The following is a 23,248-nucleotide window of genomic DNA, read 5'->3' as shown; positions in this document are numbered from 1 at the left end:
GTCACGGAGTGGTGAGTTCGGACCGGACGGTGCGGGCCGCCGCGACCAGGTTCTCCAGCGAGGTACGGGTCTCGGGCCAGCCGCGGGTCTTGAGGCCGCAGTCGGGGTTGACCCAGAGCCGCTCGGCGGGGATGGCTTCGAGGCCGGTGCGGAGCAGCTCCGCGGCCTCGTCGGCGCTCGGGACGCGCGGGGAGTGGATGTCGTAGACGCCGGGTCCCGCCTCGCGCGGGTAGCCGTGGGCGGCGAGCTCGCGGGCGACCTGCATGTGGGAGCGGGCGGCCTCCAGGCTGATGACGTCGGCGTCGAGGTCGTCGATGGCCTGGACGATGTCGCCGAACTCGGCATAGCACATGTGGGTGTGGACCTGGGTCTCCGGGCGCACCCCGGCGGTCGTGAGGCGGAAGGCCTCCGTCGCCCAGGACAGGTAGTCCCCGTGGTCGGCGGTGCGGAGGGGCAGGGTCTCGCGGAGCGCCGGCTCGTCCACCTGAATGACGGAAGTGCCCGCCGCCTCCAGGTCGTTCACCTCGTCGCGCAGGGCGAGGGCGACCTGCCGCGCGGTGTCGGCGAGGGGCTGGTCGTCGCGGACGAAGGACCAGGCGAGCATGGTGACGGGTCCGGTGAGCATGCCCTTGACGGGCTTGGTGGTGAGGGACTGCGCGTACGTCGTCCAGCGGACCGTCATCGGCTCGGGCCGGGAGATGTCGCCCGCGAGGACGGGCGGCCGGACGTAGCGGGTGCCGTAGGACTGGACCCAGCCGTGCTGGGTGGCCAGGTAGCCCGTGAGCTGTTCGGCGAAGTACTGCACCATGTCGTTGCGTTCGGGCTCGCCGTGGACGAGGACGTCCAGGCCGGTCTTCTCCTGGAAGGAGATCACCTCCTGGATCTCCGACCTGATGCGCTCCTCGTACCCGGCGGTGTCGATCCGGCCCGCCCGCAGGTCGGCCCGCGCGGTCCGCAGCTCCGCCGTCTGTGGGAACGAACCGATGGTCGTGGAGGGCAGCAACGGCAGCCGTAGGGCTGCGTGTTGGGCGGCGGCTCGGTCGCCGTACGGCTGGGAGCGGCGGGTGTCGGCGGCGGAGACGGCGGCGGCGCGGAAGCGCACGTCCGGGTCGTGGGTGATCGGGGAACGTGCGCGCGAGGCGAGGTCGGCGCGGTTGGCGGCCAGTTCGGCGGCGATGGCCCCGGTGCCCTGCGAAAGCCCCTTCGCGAGGGTGACGATCTCGGCGGTCTTCTGGCGGGCGAAGGCGAGCCAGCGCAGGACCTGCGGATCGACGTCGCGTTCGACCGTCGCGTCGAGCGGGACGTGCAGCAGGGAGCAGGAAGCCGACACGTCGACGCGGTCGGCGAGACCGAGAAGCGTGCCGAGCGTCGTGAGCGACGCGGTCAGGTCGTTGACCCAGATGTTGCGGCCGTTGACCACTCCGGCGACGAGCCGCTTGCCGGGCAGACCGCCGACGGCGGCGAGCGCGTCGAGGTTGGCGGCCGCCCGCTCGGTGAAGTCGAGGGCCAGCCCCTCGACCGGCGCCTTCGCCAGCACCGGCAGGGCGTCGCCGAGCCGGTCGAAGTAGGAGGCGACGAGGAGCTTCGGCCGGTCCGTGAGCCCCCCGAGGTCGCGGTAGGCGCGGGCGGCGACGTCGAGTTCCGCCGGGGTGCGGTCCTGGACGAGGGCGGGCTCGTCGAGCTGCGCCCACTCGGCACCCGCCGCCCTGAGGTCGGCCAGGACCTCGGCGTACACCGGGAGCAGCCGGTCGAGGAGGCTGAGCGGATCGAAGTCGGCCGCCACGCCGGGAGCGGGCTTGGCGAGCAGCAGGTACGTCACGGGTCCGACCAGGACGGGACGGGCGCCGAGCCCCTCGGCCAGGGCTTCGCCGAGGGCGGCGACCTGCCGGGAGGAGTCGGCGGTGAAGACCGTGTCGGGTCCCAACTCCGGTACGAGGTAGTGGTAGTTGGTGTCGAACCACTTGGTCATCTCCAGCGGCGCGACGTCCTGGGTGCCGCGCGCCATGGCGAAGTACCCGTCGAGCGGATCCACCGCGACGGCGGCGCGGTGCCGCTCGGGGATCGCGCCCACCATCACGGTGGTGTCGAGGACGTGGTCGTAGTACGAGAAGTCGCCGGTGGGGACCTCGTCGACACCGGCGGCGGCGAGCTGCCGCCAGGTGGTACGACGCAGGCCGGCGGCGGTGGCCCGGAGGGCGTCGGCGGTGACGCGGCCCTTCCAGTAGCCCTCGACCGCCTTCTTCAGTTCCCGGTCGGGCCCCTGGCGGGGGTAGCCGTACAGGGTGGACTGCGCTGCCGCGGCTGCGGACTTGGTGGTCACGGAGATCTCCTTCGCGAGATGAATCCCTGAGATCCCGGGGACGGGACGTGGGCGCGAAGGGGTGACGGAACGGACGGTACGACCCGGCATGCCGCGACGGGGTCGTCCTGCTCGCTCTGTACGCCGACCCGCCCTCGAGGTCACCGGAATGTCCGCGCGCGGAATCGTCCGCGTGCGGGCAACGGGCAGGTCTTCGGACTCGCGGGCACGTCCTCACGAAGGAGGGCACCTAATGGCCGTCGCTTCCCAGACCCGTCCCGGGCCCAGTGCTGATGACGGCGGTCGTTCCCGCTCACCGCTGCGGGGCAGTCCCGGATTCCCACCGGGTTCCCTCTTACGACGCATCCCGTCCGGCTGACGGGGCGAACCAGCTGCACCGGCAGCGTAACCCGGCCTCCCGGCTCTCCGCACGCAAATGGACTCCGGAGCCCCACAGGGCCCCGGAGTCCGTCATGTCACGAGGTCATGGGCTCAGGAGCCGCAGTAGGACGCGGTCCGCACGTAGCCGCCGAGGTTCTCGTCGTCGGTGCCCAGCAGGGTGTCCGCGGAGTCGGGCAGGCACTCCACCGCCTCGATCTTGTATCCGGGGAACGTCCCGAGCACGGTCGGGGAGGCCGCGAGCGAGACCCTCACCCGGCCCGCCGACGAGATCGTCACGCGACCGGCCTCGCTCACCGCGGAGTCGAACGGGCCGTCGTCACCGGCGTCCGCCGCCGAACCCACGACGAGTCGGCCGGTGGCGGTCACCGTGATGTCGGAGATGTGGCGCGTCCCGGTGTCGACCGGGTACGCCGACCGGTAGGGCCGCTGCGTCACCGCGCCGAACAGCGGCTGCCCCCAGGCGGCGAACGTCAGGGGCGCGGCGTACAGGGTGGCGGGACGGTCGGGGCCGGCGCCGCGGTCCGCCCACACGGCGGCGAGCTTCCCGTTCTGCGCGACGACCGCGAAGCTCTCGAAGTCGTCGCCCTCGCCGATCGCCGGCATCGGCGTGTAGTCGACGACCGTCGCCGTGGCGCCGGCGACCTTCAGGCGGTAGAGGATGCCGCGGCTGGTGAGCGCCAGGTACTCGCCCGGCATCCCCGGGATGGCCTCGACGGCCTCCAGGTCGACGGGCTCGGGCCCGTCCCAGGTGAGCGGGGTGACGGTGGTGGAGCCTCCCCGGTCGGTGATCCGGGACAGGCGCCGCTGACCGGACCGCTTGTTGTCGTGCACGGCCAGGGCCTGCACTGCGGTCCCGTCCTCGGTACGGCCCTCGTACGCGAGACCGCTGACACCGCTGCGGGCGTCGTCGCCGACCTTCTGCCACTCGTCGGCGGCGCCCGCCGGTCCGGAGCCGAGTGCCGTCAGCAGTGCGGTCGCCGCGGTGAACCAGGCCATGCGCCGCAGCATCGGAAGTTTCACAGGATCGTCAGCTCTCTGTCCGGCAGACGCGAGAATACGCGCCGGACGTGAGGCTATTGATCTTGATCGGGGCGCCCCCAGTGTCCGTTGCCCCGTTCGCCGGAGCTCGCGGTCGGACATGGGGGGCGCGTACGCCCTGTCGCGCGCCCCCTCCGCGCCCCACGCCTCCGGCGGCCCCTCACCGGGTCGGACGCGCGTCGGCGGCCCGAGGCTCGGCCGGTCCCCGGAAGGGCAGCGTCCGGCTGAGGACGAGGTTCGTGGTCGTACTCCCGAACACGGCCAGTGCGTCGACGAGCTCCTCCAGATGGGACATCGACGTGGCCGCCACCTTCAGGACGTAGCAGTCGTCCCCGGTGGTACGCAGACACTCCAGGTACTCGGCGCGCTCGGCGAGCAGCCGGCGCAACGGCTCGTGCCGCGTCCCCGGGTACTTCAGCCGGACCACCGCGAGCACGGGGTATCCGGTCCGCTCCAGGTCCACCTCCGCCCGGAACCCCGTGATCACCTCGGCGGCCTCCAGGCGCCGCACCCGCTCCTTGGTCGCCGACGCGCTCAGGTTCACCCGGCGCGCCAACTCCGTGTACGCGATCCGGCCGTCCTTCTGGACCTCCGTCAGGATCGCCCAGTCCGTCGCGTCGAGGCTCTCGGTCATCGGGTCAGATTACCGGCGGATCCACGGCCGAAGGGCCTCCGAACAGGCGGGAATCCCTTCTGCGGGCCCCTGCCGCCTGGCTAGCCTCGTCCTCGTGAAGATCGGAGTCAACATCCTCAATTTCGGGCCCGGAACCGACCCCGGCGTCCTGCGGAACTGGGCCCGGACCGTGGAAGGCCTGGGTTTCGACCTCCTGATGGTCTCGGACCACATCGCCGTCACACCCGACGTCGCCGAGCGCTATCCGGCACCCTTCTACGAGCCGTTCACCACCCTCTCCTGGCTGGCCGGCCTCACCACCCGCGTCCGGCTCGGCACGACCGTGCTCATCGCGCCCTACCGGCACCCGCTGCTGACCGCCCGGATGGCGGCCAACCTCGATCAGCTCAGCGGCGGACGACTGGTCCTCGGCGTGGGAGTGGGCTGGGCGCGAGAGGAGTTCGCCGCCCTCGGTATCCCCTTCGAGCGCCGCGGCCGGCTGACCGACGAGCACCTGCGGGGCATCCGGGACGCGTGGGCGAACACCGCGGACTACGGGGAGCGGAGGATTCCGGTGTGGGTCGGCGGCAACAGCGACGCGGGGCTGCGCCGCGCCGTACGGCTCGGGGACGCGTGGCATCCGCTGCGCTGCACCCTGCCGTGGCTGCGTGAGGGCGCCGAACGGCTGAAGGCCGCCGCGGAGGAGCAGCGGCTCCCCGTGCCGGCGCTGGCTCCCCGGATCGCACTCCAGGTCACCGACTCACCGAGCACCGGAGCGGACCGGCCCGCGGGGCAGGGCACGATCGACCAGATCCTGGACGACCTCGACCAACTGCGGCTGCTGGGCGCCGAGTCCGTCGTCCTCGACCCGTACGGCGGGGACCCGGACGAGACACGCCGACCGGAGAAGGCCTGGCAGACGCTCGCCGCCGTGGCCGCGCACCTCTCCTTGACCCACGACTGAACGGAGCCTCTCGTGATCACGCACGACGACCACACCCTCCTCCGCAGGGCCATCGCGCTCGCGGCCAAGGCGAAGGAGGGCGGTGACCCGCCCTTCGGCTCGCTGCTCGCGGCACCGGACGGGACGGTGCTGGCGGAGGAGTACAACACCACCCTTACCGACCGGGACATCACCGCACATCCGGAACTGAAGCTGGCGCGCTGGGCCGCGAGGGAGCTGGACGCGGCCACGGCGGCGGAGACCACGATGTACACCAGCTGCGAGCCCTGCGGGATGTGCGCGCCCGTCATCCGTCTTGCGGGGCTGCGGCGGGTGGTCTTCGCCCTGTCCGGCGCGCAGCTCCTGGACATCAGGCCGGGCAGCGGCAAGCCGCCCGTACCGCATGACGGCCCCGCTCTGCTCGACGAGGTGCGGGCCGTCGTCGAGGGGTACTACCGCTGACCGCTGACCGCTGACCGCTGACCGCCCGGGCCGTCAGTGGTAGTTCGGGCCCGACGGGGTTTCCGGCGGCGGGGCCGGGAGGTCGTAGATGTGGTCCGGGGTCACGATGGTGGTGATCGCCTTCCCGAAGAGGGTGCTGGGGGCCGTGCCGTCCTGGGTGATGTCGGTGTTCAGCAGGACGGCGAGGGTCGCCTCGGCCTCCGGCAGGTAGATCGTCAGCGACTGGTATCCCGGCAGGGAGCCGTTGTGGCCGATCCAGCCCTGGATATTGAAGATGCCCAGCCCGTAGCCCGAGCCGTCGGGGGAGCCCGGGGGGATCTTGAGGCGTTCGGCCTGGGTCTCCGGGGTGAGGAGCGTGCCCGTGGCGACGGTCCTGGCCCAGGAGCGCATGTCCTGGAGGTTCGAGATCATCGCGCCGGCCGCCCAGCCCCAGGACGGGTTCCAGTCGGTGGCGTCCTCGACCTGGCCCGAAGCGGTCTGCTCGGTGTAGCCGTGGGCGTGCGGGCGGGGGAAGGCGGCGTCCGTCGGGAAGCTGGTGTGCCGCAGGCCCGCGGGTTCCACGACGTTCTTCCGGATGAAGTCGTGCAGGGGCATGCCCCCGACCTTCTCCACGACGAGACCGAGCAGGACCGTGTTCGTGTTGGAGTACTGGAACTCCTCGCCCGGCGGGAACTCCACCGGGTGCGCGAACGCGTAGTCCAGCAACTGCTGGGGCGTGAACTGACGTTCGGGATTCGAGGTCAGGGCCTTGAAGAAGTCCTCGTCCGCCGTGTAGTTGAACAGCCCGCTGCGCATGCCCGCGAGCTCGCGCAGGGTGATCTTCTCGCCGTTCGGCACGCCGTCGACGTAGTCGGAGATCGGGTCGTCCAGGCCGACCTTGCCGTCGTCGACCAGTTCGAGCACGGCGGTCACCGTGAACGTCTTGGTCTCGCTGCCGATCCGCATGTAGAGACTCGGGCTCATGGCCGCGCCGGTCGCGGTGTCCGCCTCGCCGAAGGCCCGGATGTACGTGCCCTTGTCCGGTGCCGAAAGGGCGACCGTCACGCCCGGGACGTCCGCGTCCCGCATGACGTCCCGGATCGCCTTGTCCAGCTCGGCCGCCACGGCCGGGGTGAGCTCCGGGAACTCCGTCTCCGCCGGGGAAGCCGGCGGAGAGGCGGGCGCGGAGGACGTCGTGAACGCGGCGGGGCCCGGTGGCTCGGTGGCGACGGCGGTGCCCGCGCCCACCGGGGCGGCCAGGATCCCGAGCGCCGCGAGACCGGCGCACACGCGCCGCCGACGGCCGAATGAGTACGTCACGGCGGGCCTCCTGCCGGCCGGGGACAGCACACCACTCTCCAGGCTAGGTCCGGCGGCGCGGGCCCGCACGGTGGCCGCGAGCGGTCTGTTAGGTTCCGAAAAGCCCAGGTGCTCCGGAACGGGGACCTCGTGCCCCGGGCCCCGGTCGAGAGGAAGAGTCGCACGATGGCCGTCATCCACCACACCACCTTGCAGCCCACCAAGCTGGAGCTGCTCGCCTCGTGGCTGCCCACCCGTGACTGGTACACCGGTCGGGAGGGCGGGCCGAGCCCGGCCAAGGCGGGAGGCTTCCGGCTCGACGACCCGGCCGGCGAGGTGGGGATCGAGTTCATGGTGGTGACCGACGGCACGGAGGAGGGCGCCGCCGCCTATCTGGTGCCCATGACCTACCGGGGAGCTCCGCTGGAGGGTGCCGACCACGCCCTCATCGGCACGACCGAGCACGGGGTCCTGGGCACGCGCTGGATCTACGACGGCGTCCACGACCCCGTCCTCGCGGGGGAGGTGTACGCCCTGCTGTGGGGGAACGCGGTGGCGCAGCACCAGTCCGTGGACGACACGCCGGACCCGACGGTCTCCGCCATCGCCCCGGCCGGGGGCGCGGCCGCGGCCGGCGCCGAGTTCGTACGGGTCGTGGACGGGGCCGACCACACCGCCGTGGTGGTGCGTCCGGCCGGTGCGCCCGAGGAACTGACGCTGCGTGTACGGCGCGTCCTGCGGTCCGCCGAAGACGACGGCGTCCCGGGGAGCGGCCGGATCACCGCCGAGTGGACGCTGCCGGACGGGAGCACCGCCCGCGGCACGTACGTCACGGCGTAGGGCGCTCCTCAGACCCAGTTGACCTCGGCCTTGGCGAGCAGCGGGTCGTCGACCAGCTCCCACAGCGGGACCGCGAGGTTCCCGCTGCGGTAGCGGCCGCCGAAGTGCAGACCGAGGACGCGGTGGTCGGTGAGGTCGAACACCGGGGAGCCGCTGTTGCCGCCCAGCGTCGAGCAGTCGTGCTTCATCACCAGGCTGCCGGGAGTGAACTCGGTGGCCGCGCCCGGCTGGAGACGCTTCACGTTGTACACGTCCACGAAGATCCGGCGCATCGACTCGGGCTCGTTGCGCCGGCCGTCCCACGCCGGGTAGCCGACCACGTACACCGGGCGGCCCGGCAGGCTCGCGGGGGCGTCCGCGGCCACCGCGAGCGGGGTGGGCAGCCCGTCGGAGGCCGCGGGCTCTATCCGCAACAGGGCCATGTCGACATCCGGGTGGATGCCGATGACCTCCGTGATCTCGTACGTGACCGAGGGCGGAGCGGCGGCCGGGTCGTCGCCGTCCACGGGCAGCTCCTCCGCCGGGTCCACCCGCGCGGACATGCCGAACTCGAACGTCCAGCGGTCACGGTCCGCCTCGAACCGGCTGAACTCCGCTGCGACATGACGGTTCGTCATCACCGTGCGCGGTCCGACGAGGAACGCCGTGCCGATCCAGTCCAGGCTGGGGTGGCCGGTCACCTCGACCCGGCCCACCCGGGCCAAGGACTCCTTGATGGCGGCCCGTTGACCGTTGAGGACCGCCCACTCGTCCCGCTGCGAGGCGAAGTCCTGGCGCTGGACCAGGATCGCGGGGCGGCCCTGGAGGAGGACGATCGCCTCCACGCCGAAGGCCTCGTCCTCGTCGATCTCGTCCGCGCGGTGCGCCGCCAGCTTCTCCAGGCCGCTGACCCCGGCCTCCAGGACCCGCGCCCGCTCCTCGCGGGCGAAGCGGGAGATCTCGGCCGCGGGCGCCACGACGGCGGGCAGTTCGAGCGAGGACTCGGCGATCTCCGCCTCCAGATCCGCCCGGACGCGGTCGGCGACCGCCCGTAGGTCACCGAAGATCTGCTCGGCGCCGGTCGCGACCGGCGACCCGTTCCGTGCTCCGTTCGCCATGGTCACTCACCTCCGCTGCCCGTGCGTCCGCCCGGGGCGGGCCGCCCCGATTGGCCGGCCACGATCTCGTCGTACAACTCCGGTCGGGACTCCCGCAGATGGGTCATGATGCTGCTCATCTGGGTGCCGACGTTCACGAACTTCGTCTTCCCGCCCTGGAATTCGACCTCGTCCACCTTCTGCGTGCCCCGGTGCAGTCCCACCACCGTCCAGTCGTCCAGACAGACGGGTGAGCCGGACGAGCCGCCGCGCGTGTCGGTGAAGTAGAGGATGTCCCGCTCGTCCGCCCGGTAGACCAGGTTGTTGCGCAGGGCGACCCGCTTCGGCAGGCCCCCCGGGTGCTGGATGATGTTGACCGGGACGCGCTGGCGCTCCCGGACGAGCAACGGCCGGGTGGCGACCTTGAGCGTCGGCCGCGGTGCCTGCTCGGTGGCGAGCCGCACGATGGCGTAGTCGAGCGCCTCGTCCCAGGCGGCCAGTTCACCGACGGTCACCTCGGGCGAGGCCGTCGCGTTCACGACGAAGTCGAAGCGGGAGCGGGACATCAGCGCCTGGAGCCGCAGGTCGTCGTCGCTCACGAACGGCCGGACGCCCGACTCCCACGAACGCGCCATCACCACATGGTGGTTGGTGATCAGCAGTCCGGGAGCGACCATCCACCCCGTGCCGCCGTGCGGGTACGACGGGAGGAGCGGTGACCCCGACTCGTACGGCGGGATCCTCAGCAGGGCGACGGAGGCGCCGGCCCGGATGCCGCCGTGGAGGAACTCGTACGGCACGGTGTCGTCCTGGAGGACGATCTCCTCCTTGAACTCCCCGGGCATCATGTCCGCCGGCATGGCCGCCTCGCCGGTGATCTCCCGGGCCACGGTGTCGAGCGCCCCCTGGAGGACGGCGCGCGGGCCCTGCTCACGGGTCTGCTCGATGGCGTTGTGCAGCCAGATCTCCAGAGGCACGAGTCCGTCGATGAGGCGCTCGACCTGGTTCATCGCGTTCAGGTCGGCATGGGCCTGCTCCAGCGGGTCGCTGAGGGGCTGGAGAGTGGCCGTGAAGTGCGCCGGGATGCCCTTGAGCAGGGCGGGGCGCAGCGCGCGGTCGGCGAGTCCCGCCTCCATCGCGGCGTTGCGGACCCGGACGAGCTCCGCCTGGGGCAGGAAGGGCTCCTTGCGGAGCGCGGCCCCGGCGGCGTCGGGCGGCGGCTGCGTCCACAGTCCGGGGCTCCCGTGCCGGGGGCGGCCGGCCATGCGGGGTGTCGCCCAGGAGCCCGTCGCGGAATCGGGGAGGGGGTGAGGGTGAAGGGTCGGGGGAGAGGGGGACTGGCCGGGAGGGGACGAGGGTGAGGCGGGCGGTGTGCGGGCGGGGGCCGTGGGGTCGTACATGCCCGGGTCGTGCGTGCCCTGGTCCAGCGCGCCCGGGTCGTGCGGGGCCAGGCTGGGCGGGGCGGGGCTGGGCGTGGCGGGGCTGTGCGGGGCCGGGCCGGCGTCCATGGCGGAGGCGACCCCGAGGAGCAGGTCCCCGCTGCCGTCGCGGAGCGTGAGCGCCTGGCGGGCGACGCTGTCCAGCGTCCCGCGCCGCCGTGCCTCCCGCAGCGCCTGCTCGATCCGGTCGTGACCCATGCGGGGCCTGGCCGTCGCCGGTGCGACGTCCGGCGGTTCGCCGGCCGCCGTGTCCAGGATGCGGGTCAGGGGCTCGCGCAGCCGGGGCTCGGCGGTCATCGTCGTGTCGATCCAGTGGGCGAGCTCGCCCACGACCGCGTCCTCGTCCGCGGGGAGCCCCACGAGCCGCAGGGTGTGCTCCAGGAGCTGGGGGTCGGCCCGGTAGGCCGTCGCCGCCGCCGTGCGGGCGAGGGACGGCTGCCGGGCCAGCTCCGCGTCGGGCATCCCGCGCAGCGTCCGGGCGAGCCGCGCCTCCGCCGGAGCGGCGTCGCCTTCCGCGAGGGCCGCGAGCCGGGACCGGGCGACCAGGACGCCCAGCGACTCGTACCGCAGGCCGAGACCGGCGGCGATCTCCTCGGCCTCCTGGAGGTCCCGGTCCGCGTCGGTGAAGTCGCCCGCGTCCTGCGCGAGCCGCGCCGACAGCTGGAGCAGTTCGAGCTGGGTCTCCGCGCAGCCCGCCTCCGCCGCCCCGACCACGGCCCGCTCGACGCCCTCGCGGGCCTCCGCGCTCCGCCCCGAGCGGGCGAGGGTCTCCGCGAGCAGCGCGTGGAGCTTGCCGCACGGCGTCCACGGCCGCCGCTCGGACAGCCGCTGCGCCGCCGCCTCCACGTAACCCTGGGTGAGCAGGTCCTCGACCTCGCGCGCGGCGATCCGCTCCCAGTCCTCCTGCTCGGCCTCCGTCATGATCTGGTCGGGGACGTGGCCGCCGATCAGGCCGAGGAGGAAGGCCGCCGACCGGTCCGGCATCTCGCGGTGGGTCGAGCCGCCCAGGTAGGAGCTGACTCCCTTCTCCCAACGCGCCTCCACCGTACGGGGGTTCTCGCCGAGCCTGAGCCGGTGGTAGATCTCCTCGGCGCGGTCCCTCGGCCCCTCGCGGGCCGCGTAGTACGCGACGGCGCTCCGGTCCACGGCCCGCATCAGGTCGGTGCGCGCACGGTCCGAGAGGCGGAGCATGATGGCCCGCAGGTCGGTCCGGTGCCGGATGGCCTCGGGGCCGGACGACTCCATGAGGTCGACCCGGGAGGTGAGCAGCCCGTAGAGGCGGCGGGCCTCCGCCGGGGTGTCGACCCGGAGCCCGGCCGGTCCGGCGAGGACCTGCCGCACCAGGTCGGGGGTGATGAAGCGGAGCGCGAGCCCCGCCTGGACCAGGGCGCGGACGTCCTCCTCCGCGATGTGCTTGAGGATGCGGTCGTACAGCGTGCCCTGGATGAGCATCTGGTCGACCCGGCGGTCGAAGTAGCGGCGCCGGTACGGCAGTCCGCGCAGCAGCTCGCCGAGGGAGGCGGAGTCGCCGCCCAGGGCGACCGCCGTACGGGCCGCCAGTTTCAGGCTCAGTGGGTGGCCGCCGATCCGGTCCACGAGGCTCTCGGCGACCGCCTCGTCCTCCACTCCGGACGACATCAGGAGCTCCACGGAGGCCTGTTGGTCCAGCTCGTTGAGCTCCATCGTCCGGGGGGTGAGGACGCGTGCCGGGTGGTCGACGGGGGCGCGCCCGGCGACGACGAAGCGCAGGCGCGAGTAGGCGGCGCGCAGCGCCGTCCAGATCGCCCACATGCGGCCCATCACCGGCGAACCCCGGTACTGGGCCTCCTCGAAGGAGTCCATGACGATCAGGAAGGGCGGGGCCGCGGCCGCCCCGTCCGGGGGCCGGACGGCATCGGCGACGAGAGCCGCGATCCTGCGGGCGAGCTCCTGCTCACGGGCGCTGGCCCGGGCGTGGAAGTCCGCCGAGTAGTCACGGCCGATCGTCGCCCGCGTGGTGGAGAGCTGGTAGAGCTCGTCCAGTTCGTTGCGCTCGCCGCGCTGCACCGCCGCCGTCCGCTCGCACTCGTCGGCGAGGGCGTCGAAGGCGGCGCGGTGCCCGGGGTACTGGATGCCGAGCTGGCGCGCCGTCTCAGCGATCACGGTGGCGGGTTCGTGGATGGAGAGCGTCGGACGCTCGAAGTCGAGGTAGGCGAAGGGGAATCGGGTGGGAGCGTCGTCCAGCGCGTCGACGAGGAACCTGGCGAGCAGCATGCTCTTGCCGATGCCTCCCACGCCGTGGATGAGGACGGGGGGCTCCGCCGGCTCCTCGGGAAGCGCGAGATAGGCGTGCAGGGAGTCGAGCTCGGCGGCGCGGCCGTGGAAGGTCCCCCGGAGGAGCCGGTACATCGGCTGGAGCAGCCGGGCCTCCTCCAGGCGCTGCTGGACCTCCTCGACGGGAGGGAGCCCCGTGACACCGGGTATGCGGCTGAGCCAGAGGACGGCCTGGAGGGTGTCGCAGAGCTCGTCGGCGTCCGGCCTGCCGGTGACGGTGCCGGCGCCCGTCGCCGGGCCGGCGCCCTCGCGTGGTCCGGCGCCCTCGTGGGGCGCGGCGCCCGTGAGCAGGGCGAGGGCCGTGCGCTCGGGGCCGTGGCCCTCGGGGCGCAGGCCGATGTTGGTCCGCAGGGCGCGCAGCGCGGCGCCGGGTCCGGCGAGGCCCGCGAGGGCCGTCTCGCGGATCTCGGGCTTCAGCGTCCAGACCGTGGCCTCGGGGGAGGGCAGCGCCGCGCAGTCGTCGACGAGCTCCAGGACCGCCCGGCCGGTGGAGCGCACCTCGTCGGGGAGCCGCAGCAGTGCGGGGTCGAACTCCTGGAGGAGGCAGGCTGCTTCGCGGTAGGACCTGCGCAGGTCGGGCAGGGCCGGGGTGGGTGCCGCGAGGCTTGTCCGCAGGGCGTCGCGCAGCTGGTGTCCGGCTTCCCCGGGCGAGGGGGGCAGCGGGGCGAACGCCCGGTGGAGCCGTACGACGTCCTCCACGGCCGTGCACAGCCGGCGCATGTAACTGTCCTCCGCGTCGGGGCGGTCGACGGCGCGCAGGACCTCGGAGACGGCCGTCTCGGTGAGGTCGTGGACCACCTCTTCGTCCTCCGCGTCCCGGTGCACGGCGGTGAACTCGCCGAAGAACTCCCGGAAGAACGCCCGGAGATCCTCCTCGTCCAGCAGACGCGTGGTGTCACGGCACTCGTTCTTGCGGATCTCGTACGGGAGTTGGCGCATCGCGGTTGAGTAGCCGAGGAGGACGAGGCGGGGCACGGTCTGCTTCCGTACCGGCGTGTGCTCGTAGACCGCCCGGGCGAGGACGCCGACGCAGTCCCACACGTCCGAGTTGGGGTCGAGCCGGTCGCAGTCGTCGAGGACGATCCAGAAGCTCTCCGGGGCGGCGGTCGCCCGGCCGACGATCCGGTGCGCGGCGTCCTCGAAGGACGGCAGTGGATCGTTCAACCGTGTCGGGTTCAACGAGACTTCGTCGGCTCCGGGGCCCGCGACGAAGGCGGCCAGGCGCTCCATGAGCCGCGCCGCCGTCGACGTACGGGAGAGCGTGACCCGTACCGGCCGGAAGCCGTAGTGCTGGCCGAGGTGCCGGATGAACTCGTACGTGTAGGACCGGCCGCTGTCCGGGGGACCGTCGACGACCAGGACCGTCTGCTCCGGGTCGGCCAGGAAGCCCCGGAGCTTCTCGCGCAGCTCCGAGCGGCCGAGGAAGGCCTCGGTGCCGTGCTTCAGCAGCATGCTGTCGAACGGATCCCGCGGGGAGCGGTCGAGGCGCTCGTCCTCCCGGAGCCGGGTGAGGAGGTTCCGGGCCTCCGCGCCCTGCTCGAAGGCGTGCGGATCGTCGATCGCGGCCAGCGCGTCGAGCCCGGAGAGGACCGCGAGCAGCCGGCGCTGATGGGCGATGTCCCGGCGGGCCTCCCCGACCACGAGCAGGGCGTTGCGGTCGGGGTCGGGGGTGAGCGGCAGGTCCTGGACGAAGTCGGCGGGGAGCCCCGCGCGTAGCAGGCTGTCCCGCGGCTCGGGTTTGTCCAGGAGATGGGCTCGTACCCAACTGGCGACGAGCCCCCACTCCGTCTCGGTGAGCGGCATAGCGCACCTGTCCGGCGAACTGGCTGGTCCTTCTCATCGTTTCACCGGGCCGTACCGGTCGCAATCGCTGGTGGCGGCGCCGAGGCACCCCCGGTGATCAGGAGTGCAGCACGATGTCGCCGTACGACTCCAGGCGTCGCCAGCGGTCCTCGGGGCCGCGCGCCGGCGGCAGCACGTCCACGTCGGGCAGCGGCCCGAACTCCAGCTCGGTGATCTCCGCGACGTCCGCGACGGGCACCTGGTACGTGCGGAAGGGACCGAGCGGCGGCGGCGCGCCCGCCGTCGCCCCCGCGAGCGCCCGCTCGGCGTCCCGGCTCAGGTCGGGGCTCTGGTCGAGGACGTACGCGGCGGCGGCGAGCGCTCCGTCCTGGAGGAAGGCGGCCACCTTCCAGAAGCGCAGCGGCACCTGGACCCCCCGGTAGGGCGGGTCGGAGTCCTGGAGCACCGGGCCCGTGAGGACGGTCAGCTTCCGGTCGAACTCGGCGGCGTGGTCGAGGAGGTAGTTCTCCAGGCCCTGCCAGAGCTGCTTGCCCTGGTTGAAGACGTCCGCCTGCGGGGCGGCGTTGGTGAAGTGGAAGGTGTCGGTATTGGCCCGTGCCGCGACGGCCGCCGGTCCCCAGACCGGGTCCAGGCGGCGGACCAGATGGCCGCGGTCGAGACTGTTGTTCCGATAGACCGCGTCGCCGGCCTGCTGCTCCTCGGGCAGCCGGGGGTCGAACTCCCAGACGTCGTCCCGGGGTACGTCCTCCTGGAGCTCCCGCCCTTCGATGCAGACGGCGGTCGCGGCGGCGAGCCGTCGGTCCGGCCGGAAGACGACCGAGAAGTGCGTGTACGGCAGGATCACCGTCGCGATCGTGTCGCGGACCGGGAGCGGGAGCGGTACGGCGGGGCCCAGGAAGGTCTCGTCGTAGCCGGCGCGGTCGGCGAGCGCGTCGCGACGGGGGCCTCCGGCGGGGGGCGGTGGGTCGGAAGGGTTCATACGATGTAAGTACCGCGCGGAGAGTGTCGCGCTCGGCGCCGGACCGCAGGCCACTCGATCAGCCGCCTCCGACCACCGCCCCCGGCATCCCCTCCCACCTCACACATCCCTCCCTCCGCACGAGGAGGCACCCCATGGCCACCGGACTCTCCCTGCACGTCGGACTCAACGAGGTCGACCCCGCCCGGTACGAGGGCTGGGCGGGCACCCTGGTCGCCTGCGAGAACGACGCCCACGACATGGCGCGGATCGCCCGCACCGCCGGTTTCGAGACCACCGTCCTGCTCACCCCGGACGGCACCGTCTCCAACATCACCTCCGTCCTCGGCGAGGCCGCCGGCCGGCTCGGCGCCGGGGACATCCTGCTTTTCACCTATTCGGGCCACGGCGGACAGGTGCCCGACGAGTCCGGTACGGACGACGAGCCGGACGACCTCGACGAGACCCTGGTCCTCTACGACCGCCAGTTCCTCGACGACGAGGTGCAGCAGACCTTCCGCGCCTTCGCCGACGGCGTACGGATCGTCGCGTACTTCGACTGCTGCCACAGCGGCAGCAGCATCGAGATCCCCGGCGGCGGCGCGGACGGCGACCGGGGCCGCTACCTGCCCGAACCGCAGCAGCGGCAGCTGTACGAGCGCGACCGGGGCTTCCTGGACCAGCTGCGGCGTTCGCTCGCCGAGGACGGCGCCGCCGACGGGGCCGCCCCCGACGCCCTCCTCGTCTCGGCCTGCCAGGACAACCAGACCGCGTCCGACGGCGACGTCAACGGAGCCTTCACCGCGGCCCTCCTGGAGGCGTGGGACGAGGGCGCCTTCCGGGGCGGCCACCGGGCCTTCCACCGGGCGATCCAGCGCAGACTGCCCCCGACCCAGAGCCCGAACCTCCATCTGACCGGTTCGCCGGGCAGGGACTTCGTGAATCAGCGGCCGTTCACGGTCTGAGCGCCGTCGCCAGCTGGGCGCGCGAGCGGACGTCGAGCTTCTGGTAGATCCGGGTCAGCCGCGCCTCGACCGTCTTCACGCTCAGGTACAGCTTCGCCGCCGCTTCCTGATTGCTGGCCCCCTGGCCCACCAGCCGGGCGAGCCGCAGCTCCGCCTCCGTGAGCGTGGAGAGCGCGGGCAGCGTCTCCTCGCCGCCCGAGCCGCCGCCGGTGCCCTCGCCCGCCGTGCCCGCCGGGGTCTCGCCCGCCAGGGCCAGCCACGGCGCCGCTCCGGCCCGCTCGAACACCGAGGCGGCCTCGTGCAGGGCGCTCTGCGCCGCCGACCTGCGCCGTCTGCGGCGCTCCACCCGCGCCAGCGCGATCAGCGCGCGGCCGCGCTCCAGCGGCAGCCCGGCGCGGCCGAAGCGCTCGGCCGTCCCCGTGAGCAGCTCGGCCGCCGCGTCCGTACGCCCCTCGGCCGCGAGACAGAGGGCGTGCACGCGGTCGAAGCCGAGGAGGACGGTGTCGCGGCCGAGCCGCTCCGCCACCGGCCGCACCTCGGCGAGGACCGCGAGTGCCTCGTCGCCGGCGTCGTTGGCGAGCAGCGCCTCGGCCAGTTCCTCGTGCCAGCGCAGCATCGACGGGTCCACGTTCGACTGGGCCCGCTCGTCGGCCTGGACGCGCCGGAGCGTCTCCAGGGCGGCGGCCACGTCCCCGTTGACGAGCTGGACCCGGCCGAGCGCGTACCGGCTGCGGGAGAGGAAGACCCGGTCGCCCTCCTCCTCCGAGGCCTGGACGCTGCGGCGGGCGTAGCTCGCGGCCCGCGCGAAGCTGCCGCCCGCGGTCTCCGCGAGCGCCAGCGCGTACCAGGCGGGACCGGGGGAGAGGCCCGCCTCCAGGGTGAGGGCGAGCGACTGCCCGGCATGCGCCAGGGCCGCGCCGCACGGCCCGAGCCGGGACTCGATCTCGGCGAGGGTGCTGAGGAGCTCGATGGCGTCCTCCACCGTGCCGCGCCGCTGCACCAGCGGGAGGAGGGCGCCCAGTTCGTCACGGGCGTCCGTCAGCCGCCCGTCGAAGAGCGCGTGACGGATCGTGAGGATCTGCGCGGCGTTCCGGATGCCGAGCGGCCGCTCGGCCAGCTCCAGGGCCCGCGCCTGGGCGAGCACGGCGTCGGTGTCCGGCGAGCCGAGCGCCCGCTCCATCCGCGCCTGCACGGTCAGGGCCTGCGCGGCCGTGCGCGGATCGCCCATCGAGGCGGCCAGCGCGGCCGATTCGGCGGCGGCCGTCCGCGAGCGCTCCGGATCGCCGTCCGCGAGGACGTACTTGACGGCGAGCCGCAGCTGCACGGCGGCCCGCAGCGCGGTGTCCCCCTCGGAGTCCTCCATGGCGTGCACGTACATCTCGTCGAGCCCGGTCAGCCCCTGGCCCGCCGTGTCGAGGACGGCGAGGCGCGCCCTGACCCGGTCGGCGGGCGCCGCGTCCCGGGCGAGGAGGTCGGTGGCGGCCCGCATCGCGAGGTCGGCGCGCGCCGCGCGGGCGGCCTCCTCGGCGGCGTCGACGAGCCGGGCGATCCGCCGCGTACCGTCCCGGCCCGGCGTCGACTCGGCCGCGAGCAGCGCCAGTTCGGCGGCGAGCGCGTTGTTCCCGCGCCCCCGGGCCAGATCGGCGGCGGCGGCGACCTCGGCGGCGAGGTCCTCGTCGGGGCTGTCGGTCGCCAGCGCCCGGTGGCGTACGGCCTCCACCGGGTCGTCGACGACCTCGGCGAGGGCCGCGTGTCCGGCGCTCCGCTCCGCCCAGCAGGCGTCGTGGACCAGGGTCGAGGGCAGCAGCCCGGCGGTGAACGTCACCGAGCCGTCCTCGGCCAGCGACACCAGCCCGGCCCGCTCCGCCGCCGCCAGGTCCGCCTCCCCGGTGGGCCGGCCGGCCCGGCGCACCAGGGTCGCCGAGGGGCGCAGCGCCAGCGCCGCGAGCAGCAGCGTCTCGCGTACGGGAAGGGGCGCGGCGCCCAGGAGCTGGCGGGCCAGGTCACGGGCGCGCCCGGAGAGGGTGAGCGCCTCCGCGTGGTGGACCGGGGTGCGGGCGTCGGCGAGGGAGCGGCCCACGGCGAGCGCGAGCCGCGGATTGCCGCCGCTGGCCCGGTGGATGCGGCCGGCCATCCGGGAGGGCAGACGGTGGTGGATGAGGAGTTCGGCGATCTCGTCGGCGTGCAGCGGGGGGACGAGCAGGACGTCCGCCTCCGAGGGCACCCAGAGGTGTGTGGCGTGCGGGTCCTCGGGGCGGAAGGCCGCCCGGTGGCTCTCTCCGTACGGCTCGTGGTCCCCGCCGTACGGCTCGGGCGTCTCGACGGCGACCACCCGCAGCGCGGGCGGGGCCAGATGGAGGGCGAAGCGGAGCAGGTCGGCGCTGTCCGCGTCGATGTACTGCACGCCGTCGACGACGAGCAGGACGGGGCCGCGGCCGGCGAGGGCGCGCAGGATCCGGGCGATGCCGAGGCGCAGGGCGATCGGGTCCCAGCCGCCCGCGTCGATGGGCGCCTCGCGGCAGAGCATGGCGACGGCGGTGCGCTGGGGGCCGGGCAGTTCGTCGAAGACCCCGGAGGCGAGCACGCCGGGCGCGAACTGTCCGGCGGGCGACGGTCCCGCGCCGGCGGAGGGTCCGGCGGCCGACGACGCCCGGGCCCGGTGCGGGGCGGCGGCGAACGGATCGGACGGGTCGGCCCGATCGGACGGATCGGACGGATGGGATGGATGGGACGGCTCGGGTACGGGACTGCCGAGACCCGGCCACGTCACCGTCGCCGCCACGGAGGCGACGAGCGCGGCGGCCGCGGCGCCGGGTATCTCGCGGTCGGACGGCAGGGTCGCGAGCCACAGGACGGTCTCGCCGCGCGCCTCCGCGCGGGCGGCCTCGGCGAGCGCGAGCTCGGTCTTGCCGACGCCGGCGGGTCCGGTGAGGAGTGCACGGCCCCGAGCGTGCAGGACGCGTTCCAGCCGGGCGAGGAGTTCCTCGCGGCCCACGGGTGCCGGTGTTCCCCCCGCGCCGGCGGGGCGCAGGGGGCGGTGCGGTGCTGTCGTCACTGTCCACCACCTCCGGCGCTCGGGCCCCCCGGCCATGAGCCCCGTGGGCAGAGAATACGGAGCCCCACCGTGGAGTCCAGGCCCCTTGTCCGGCATACGGACAGGCGTCCCCGGCGGGTTCGGCCCCGACACGCCAGAACGCGCCCGTGGTATAGACCACGAGCGCGTCGCTGACCAGCAAGAATGCTGATGTGGGGGGTGGTTCGGAAGGGGATCCGCGCTACATCAGAAGGTGAGGTTCCACGAGTCGATGTAGCCGGTGTCACCCGAGGCCACGTCACGGACCTGAAGCTTCCAGGTGCCGTTCGCGACCTCGCTCGACGCGTCGACCGTGTAGGTCGCCACGACGTTGTCGGCGCTGTCCGAGGACGAGGACGCCTTCAGGTTGCGCACCGTGCCGTCGGGGGCGACCAGGTCGATGACCAGGTCCCCGCGCCAGGTGTGCTTGATGTCCACGCCGACCTTGAGGGCGGCGGGGGCGTTGCCGGTGCGGCCGGTGACGGCGATCGAGGACGACACGGTGGTGTTGTCGGAGATCGTGACGTCGGTCGCGTTCGTGAAGACGGTGCCGGTCGGCGGGGTGGTGGTGCCGGTGACGGCGTCCACGGTCTTCGCGGTGTCGGCGATGCCGGTGCCGCAGCCGCCGGTGCAGGTGCCGGGAAGCGGACGGGCGTTGGCCTTGATCGCGGTCTCGATCTCGGCCGGGGTGAGGGTGCTCTTCGCCGACTTGAGCAGAGCGGCGAGGCCGGCGATGTGCGGCGCGGCCATCGAGGTGCCCTGGTAGGGCTTGTAGTTCTCGGCCGACTGGGTCGTCGTGCCCGAGTTCAGCGTGGAGTAGATGCCGTTCTCGGGGGTGGTGACGGTGCCGGGCGTGTCGGTGGCGCGGCGGGTCTCGCCACCGGGCGCGGCCACGTCGACGATGGTGCCGAAGTTGGAGTAGTACGACCGGTTGCCCTCACGGCTGGTCGACGCCACGTTGATGACGTTCGAGCAGTTCGCGGGAGTGAACCCGGAGGCGTTGGCGTTGCTGTTGCCCGCGGCGACGACGACGGTGGTGCCGCGCGAGACGGCGCCGTTGATCGCGGTCTGGTAGACGCTCGGGCAGGTGGCGCTGGCGCCGCCCAGGCTGAGGTTGATGACCCGCGCCGGGTTCGCGTTGGCCGGGACGCCCGGCACGGAGCCGCCGGAGGCCCAGGTGATCGCGTCGGCGATGTCGGCGGACGAGCCGCCGCACTTGCCGAGGACGCGCACGGGCTGGATCTTCGCGTTGTACGCGATGCCCGCGATGCCCTTGGTGTTGTTCGTGACGGCGCCGATGGTGCCGGCCACGTGGGTGCCGTGCCAGGAGGAGTTGGAGGCGCGCGAGCCGGTGCCGCACTCGCCGTCCGTGGCGTTCCAGTCGCCCTCGTCCTTCGGGTCCGCGTCACGGCCGTTGCCGTCGCGGGCGTCGGCGGACGTGGAGATGAAGTCGTAACCGGAGACGACGTTGGTCGCCAGGTCCGAGTGGGCGGCGTAGCCGGTGTCGATGACCGCGACGGTGACGCCGGAGCCCGTGGTCTTGTCCCAGGCCGCAGGAACGTTCATGCCGCCGGTGGGCTCGAAGAGGTCCCACTGCTTGGCGTAGTCGGTGTCGTTCGGCGCGACGGCCATCGCGTAGGCGCGGATGTCGGGCTCGACCGAGGCGACGGACGGGTCGGCGCGGAACGCGTCCATGACCTCCGTCACGTCCTGCTTGGTGGCGCTGTCGCCCAGGTCGACCAGGGCGCCACCGCCGGCGAGGCGGCGCTCGAAGGCGAGCTTCTCGCCCGTCTTCGCGGCCTTCTCGGCCGTGTCGCTCTTCGCGGCGGTGTTGGAACCGGCCTCGGCGGCCTGGCTCTTGTAGGTGACGATGACCTTCTCGACCGGGGCGCTGGGGAGCGCCCGCATCGTCTGCGAAGCCGGAGCCGGCTTCGGGGTGGCAGCGCCCGGGGCGGCGGCGAACGCCCCGGTGGTGGCAGCGGCGCCGAGGATCGCGGCGCTCGCGACCACGGATATGACTCTCCGCCTGGAACCGTTCAAGGTGTGGCCCTTTCGAGTACGACGTAACTGCGGAGCAGTGGCGGCGGCGCGGGACACACGGCGCGAAGTGGGGTCGCTGTCCGTCGGTCCCTGGGCTTGGGGAAGCCCGTGCGCCGCCACCGGCGCGACGGCCCGGGTCAAGGCCGTCCCCGGCGGACACCACCCTCCGCATGCACCTGTCAGAGTGCGGTCGGGGGATGATATCTGCCGGTGCGGAGGACAGTAGGGAACGGGGGAGTGAACCCGATACGGGGAAAACCCTTGTCACCCCTCACCGGGCGGCGGGGGGTCCGGGGGAGGGGGTGAGGGGACCGGCGGGGGCGGGCGTACGGCGGATGCGCGGAGGGCCCGCCGCGGCACGGCGTTTCGGCTGGTGGCGGCGGTGCGGGATCCGTCGGGGGACGCGCGCGCCGGGACGGCCGGCGATGCCCGGGAAAGACGGGTCGCTCCCTGCGAGATGCCCCGTGGATCCGGGCGCGAGCGGGCCTTGAGGCCGTCAGCCCAGTTCGAGCGTCGTGACGCCGAAGACCCGCTCCCGCGCCACCGGCCGGACCGGCCCCGTGTACATCCGGGCCGTCTCGAACGTCGGCTCCAGACCCCGCTCCAGCGCCAGGCGCGCCGCCGCCGGGTTCGACTCCGGCATGTCGACGGCGATCCGCGCCGAGCCGAAGTCCCGCGCCTGCGCGGCGAGCGCGTCGAGCAGGGCCGCCGCGTCCGCGGGGGTGTCGGCGAACAGCGGTCCGACGCGCGCCTCGTCCCGCGCGGGGCGGACGACCCCGTACCCGACAGGCCGGCCGTCGACGACCCGGACCAGCGCGCGGTGGCCGGGCGTGGTGAGCCACGTCGAGAGGAAACGCGGCCGGTCGGCGTGGTGGCAGGCGCTGTCGTACGCGGCCAGGGCGGCCGGGTCGACCTGCTCGGCGGGCACCACTCCGGCGACCGGACGGTCGGGCGCCGGGACCTCGCCCACGAAGCGCGCCGTGCGGTACGCCGTGCTGAAGCCGGAGCGCCGGTAGTTGTCCTGCTGGGCCGGCACCCCGTCGAGCCCGACGGACCGGTCGCCGGCGTGGGCGAGCGCGGCCCGCCAGGTGGCCAGGCCGTGCCCGAGGCCGCGCAGTCCGGGGCGGACGAGGTAGAAGCCGAGGAAGGCGTACGCGTCGCTGTAGTTGACGACCGAGATGGCGGATACCGGCTCCCCGTCGACGCGGCCGAGGAAGAACCCGTTCGGATCCTGGGCGAAGAAGGCGGGAACGTCGGAGAGTCCGGGATTCCACCCCTCCTCGGCCGCCCAGGAGCACACGAGCGCCCAGTCCCCGGGTGTGGCGGGGGCGACGGACAGCGAGCCGGAGGAGGCGGGAGCCATGGGGTTCCTTCAGACGGTCGGAGCCGGGCGAGCGCCGGGGCGGGCGAGGGGCGGGCGAAGGAGGGGGAGGGCGTGGCGGGGGCGAAGGACGGGGCGAGCATAGTGCCGCCGTACGGCTGCTCCGGCACGCGCCGATCGATTCCGGCCGCGAGGGTCGGTGAGCCCTCGCCGGGGCTTCGTGGGGTCCTTGCCGGGCCGTCGCCGGGCCCCCCGTCGGGCCCTTGCCAGCCCGTCGCCGGACCCTGTCGGGTCCCCGCCGGACCCCCGCCGGACCCCCGCCGGACCCCCGCCGGACCCCCGCCGGACCCCCGCCGGACCCCCGCCGGACCCCCGCCGGGCCCCC

The 23,248-nt window shown here is 73.6% G+C and carries 14 protein-coding genes and 1 riboswitch; of the genes, 4 read left to right on the top strand and 10 right to left on the bottom strand.

All coding sequences use genetic code 11. From position 1 onward, the window contains the following. Position 1: 1 nt before the first annotated feature. The 3 genes from metE to SGA01_RS36375 all read right to left on the bottom strand — a co-directional run bounded on the left by metE (position 2) and on the right by SGA01_RS36375 (position 4,373). A complete protein-coding gene (metE, locus tag SGA01_RS36385; protein ID WP_141302289.1) occupies positions 2 to 2,320 on the bottom strand; it encodes a 5-methyltetrahydropteroyltriglutamate--homocysteine S-methyltransferase in 2,319 nt (772 codons plus the stop codon). A gap of 167 nt (positions 2,321 to 2,487) precedes the next feature. After that, positions 2,488 to 2,707: riboswitch (cobalamin riboswitch) on the bottom strand. Positions 2,708 to 2,791: 84 nt separating this feature from the next. After that, on the bottom strand, positions 2,792 to 3,697 hold the full coding sequence (locus tag SGA01_RS36380) for a hypothetical protein (protein WP_229917830.1): 906 nt from the start codon (positions 3,695 to 3,697) through the stop codon (positions 2,792 to 2,794). Positions 3,698 to 3,899: 202 nt separating this feature from the next. Next, a complete protein-coding gene (locus SGA01_RS36375; RefSeq protein WP_141302285.1) occupies positions 3,900 to 4,373 on the bottom strand; it encodes an Lrp/AsnC family transcriptional regulator in 474 nt (157 codons plus the stop codon). A 94-nt stretch (positions 4,374 to 4,467) separates the two neighbouring features. Between SGA01_RS36375 and SGA01_RS36370 the strand changes: the two genes are divergently transcribed. Together SGA01_RS36370 and SGA01_RS36365 are read left to right on the top strand one after the other, a co-directional pair. Further along, positions 4,468 to 5,316, top strand: a complete 849-nt coding sequence (locus tag SGA01_RS36370; protein ID WP_141302283.1) for an LLM class flavin-dependent oxidoreductase — start codon at positions 4,468 to 4,470, stop codon at positions 5,314 to 5,316. Positions 5,317 to 5,328: 12 nt separating this feature from the next. Continuing rightward, complete coding sequence (locus tag SGA01_RS36365) at positions 5,329 to 5,757, top strand: nucleoside deaminase (RefSeq protein ID WP_141302281.1); 429 nt, start codon at positions 5,329 to 5,331, stop codon at positions 5,755 to 5,757. 33 nt (positions 5,758 to 5,790) lie between these two features. On the opposite strand, the gene SGA01_RS36360 is transcribed toward SGA01_RS36365, so the two are convergent. Then, entirely contained in the window at positions 5,791 to 7,056 is a 1,266-nt protein-coding gene (locus tag SGA01_RS36360) for a serine hydrolase domain-containing protein (RefSeq protein WP_141302279.1), read from the bottom strand. 165 nt (positions 7,057 to 7,221) lie between these two features. On the opposite strand from SGA01_RS36360, the gene SGA01_RS36355 reads away from it, so the two are divergent. Then, positions 7,222 to 7,875: a maltokinase N-terminal cap-like domain-containing protein gene (locus SGA01_RS36355; protein ID WP_141302277.1), complete on the top strand. Its 654-nt coding sequence runs from the start codon at positions 7,222 to 7,224 to the stop codon at positions 7,873 to 7,875. A gap of 8 nt (positions 7,876 to 7,883) precedes the next feature. Here SGA01_RS36355 and SGA01_RS36350 read toward each other — a convergent pair whose 3' ends face one another. The 3 genes from SGA01_RS36350 to SGA01_RS36335 form a co-directional block, all read right to left on the bottom strand. Then, the gene (locus tag SGA01_RS36350) at positions 7,884 to 8,972 is read right to left on the bottom strand and encodes a trypsin-like serine peptidase (protein ID WP_141302275.1); all 1,089 of its coding nucleotides are present in this window, start codon (positions 8,970 to 8,972) and stop codon (positions 7,884 to 7,886) included. A 2-nt stretch (positions 8,973 to 8,974) separates the two neighbouring features. Next, positions 8,975 to 14,506 (bottom strand): trypsin-like peptidase domain-containing protein, encoded by a 5,532-nt coding sequence (locus SGA01_RS36340; RefSeq protein WP_229917829.1) that lies wholly within the window; start codon positions 14,504 to 14,506, stop codon positions 8,975 to 8,977. Between the two features lie 97 nt (positions 14,507 to 14,603). Next, positions 14,604 to 15,485, bottom strand: a complete 882-nt coding sequence (locus SGA01_RS36335) for a DNA/RNA non-specific endonuclease (RefSeq protein ID WP_141302273.1) — start codon at positions 15,483 to 15,485, stop codon at positions 14,604 to 14,606. Between the two features lie 134 nt (positions 15,486 to 15,619). Here SGA01_RS36335 and SGA01_RS36330 point away from each other — a divergent pair, with 134 nt between their 5' ends. Then, on the top strand, positions 15,620 to 16,429 hold the full coding sequence (locus SGA01_RS36330; RefSeq protein ID WP_141302271.1) for a caspase family protein: 810 nt from the start codon (positions 15,620 to 15,622) through the stop codon (positions 16,427 to 16,429). Here SGA01_RS36330 and SGA01_RS36325 read toward each other — a convergent pair. From SGA01_RS36325 to SGA01_RS36310, 3 genes are all read right to left on the bottom strand, one after another. Continuing rightward, positions 16,419 to 19,484, bottom strand: a complete 3,066-nt coding sequence (locus tag SGA01_RS36325) for a helix-turn-helix transcriptional regulator (RefSeq protein WP_141302270.1) — start codon at positions 19,482 to 19,484, stop codon at positions 16,419 to 16,421. The two genes, SGA01_RS36330 and SGA01_RS36325, sit on opposite strands and share 11 nt — an antisense overlap. A 225-nt stretch (positions 19,485 to 19,709) precedes the next feature. Continuing rightward, positions 19,710 to 21,512: a S8 family serine peptidase gene (locus tag SGA01_RS36320; RefSeq protein ID WP_174867646.1), complete on the bottom strand. Its 1,803-nt coding sequence runs from the start codon at positions 21,510 to 21,512 to the stop codon at positions 19,710 to 19,712. A gap of 526 nt (positions 21,513 to 22,038) precedes the next feature. Beyond that, positions 22,039 to 22,905, bottom strand: coding sequence for a GNAT family N-acetyltransferase (locus tag SGA01_RS36310; RefSeq protein WP_141302266.1), 867 nt, complete (start codon positions 22,903 to 22,905; stop codon positions 22,039 to 22,041). Positions 22,906 to 23,248: the final 343 nt, after the last annotated feature.

Origin of the sequence: Streptomyces gardneri (genome assembly GCF_006539185.1) — a bacterium.
GTDB lineage: Bacteria > Actinomycetota > Actinomycetes > Streptomycetales > Streptomycetaceae > Streptomyces > Streptomyces gardneri.
Note: the sequence above shows the minus strand (reverse complement) of the source record. Positions and strands in the feature narration are given on the sequence as shown.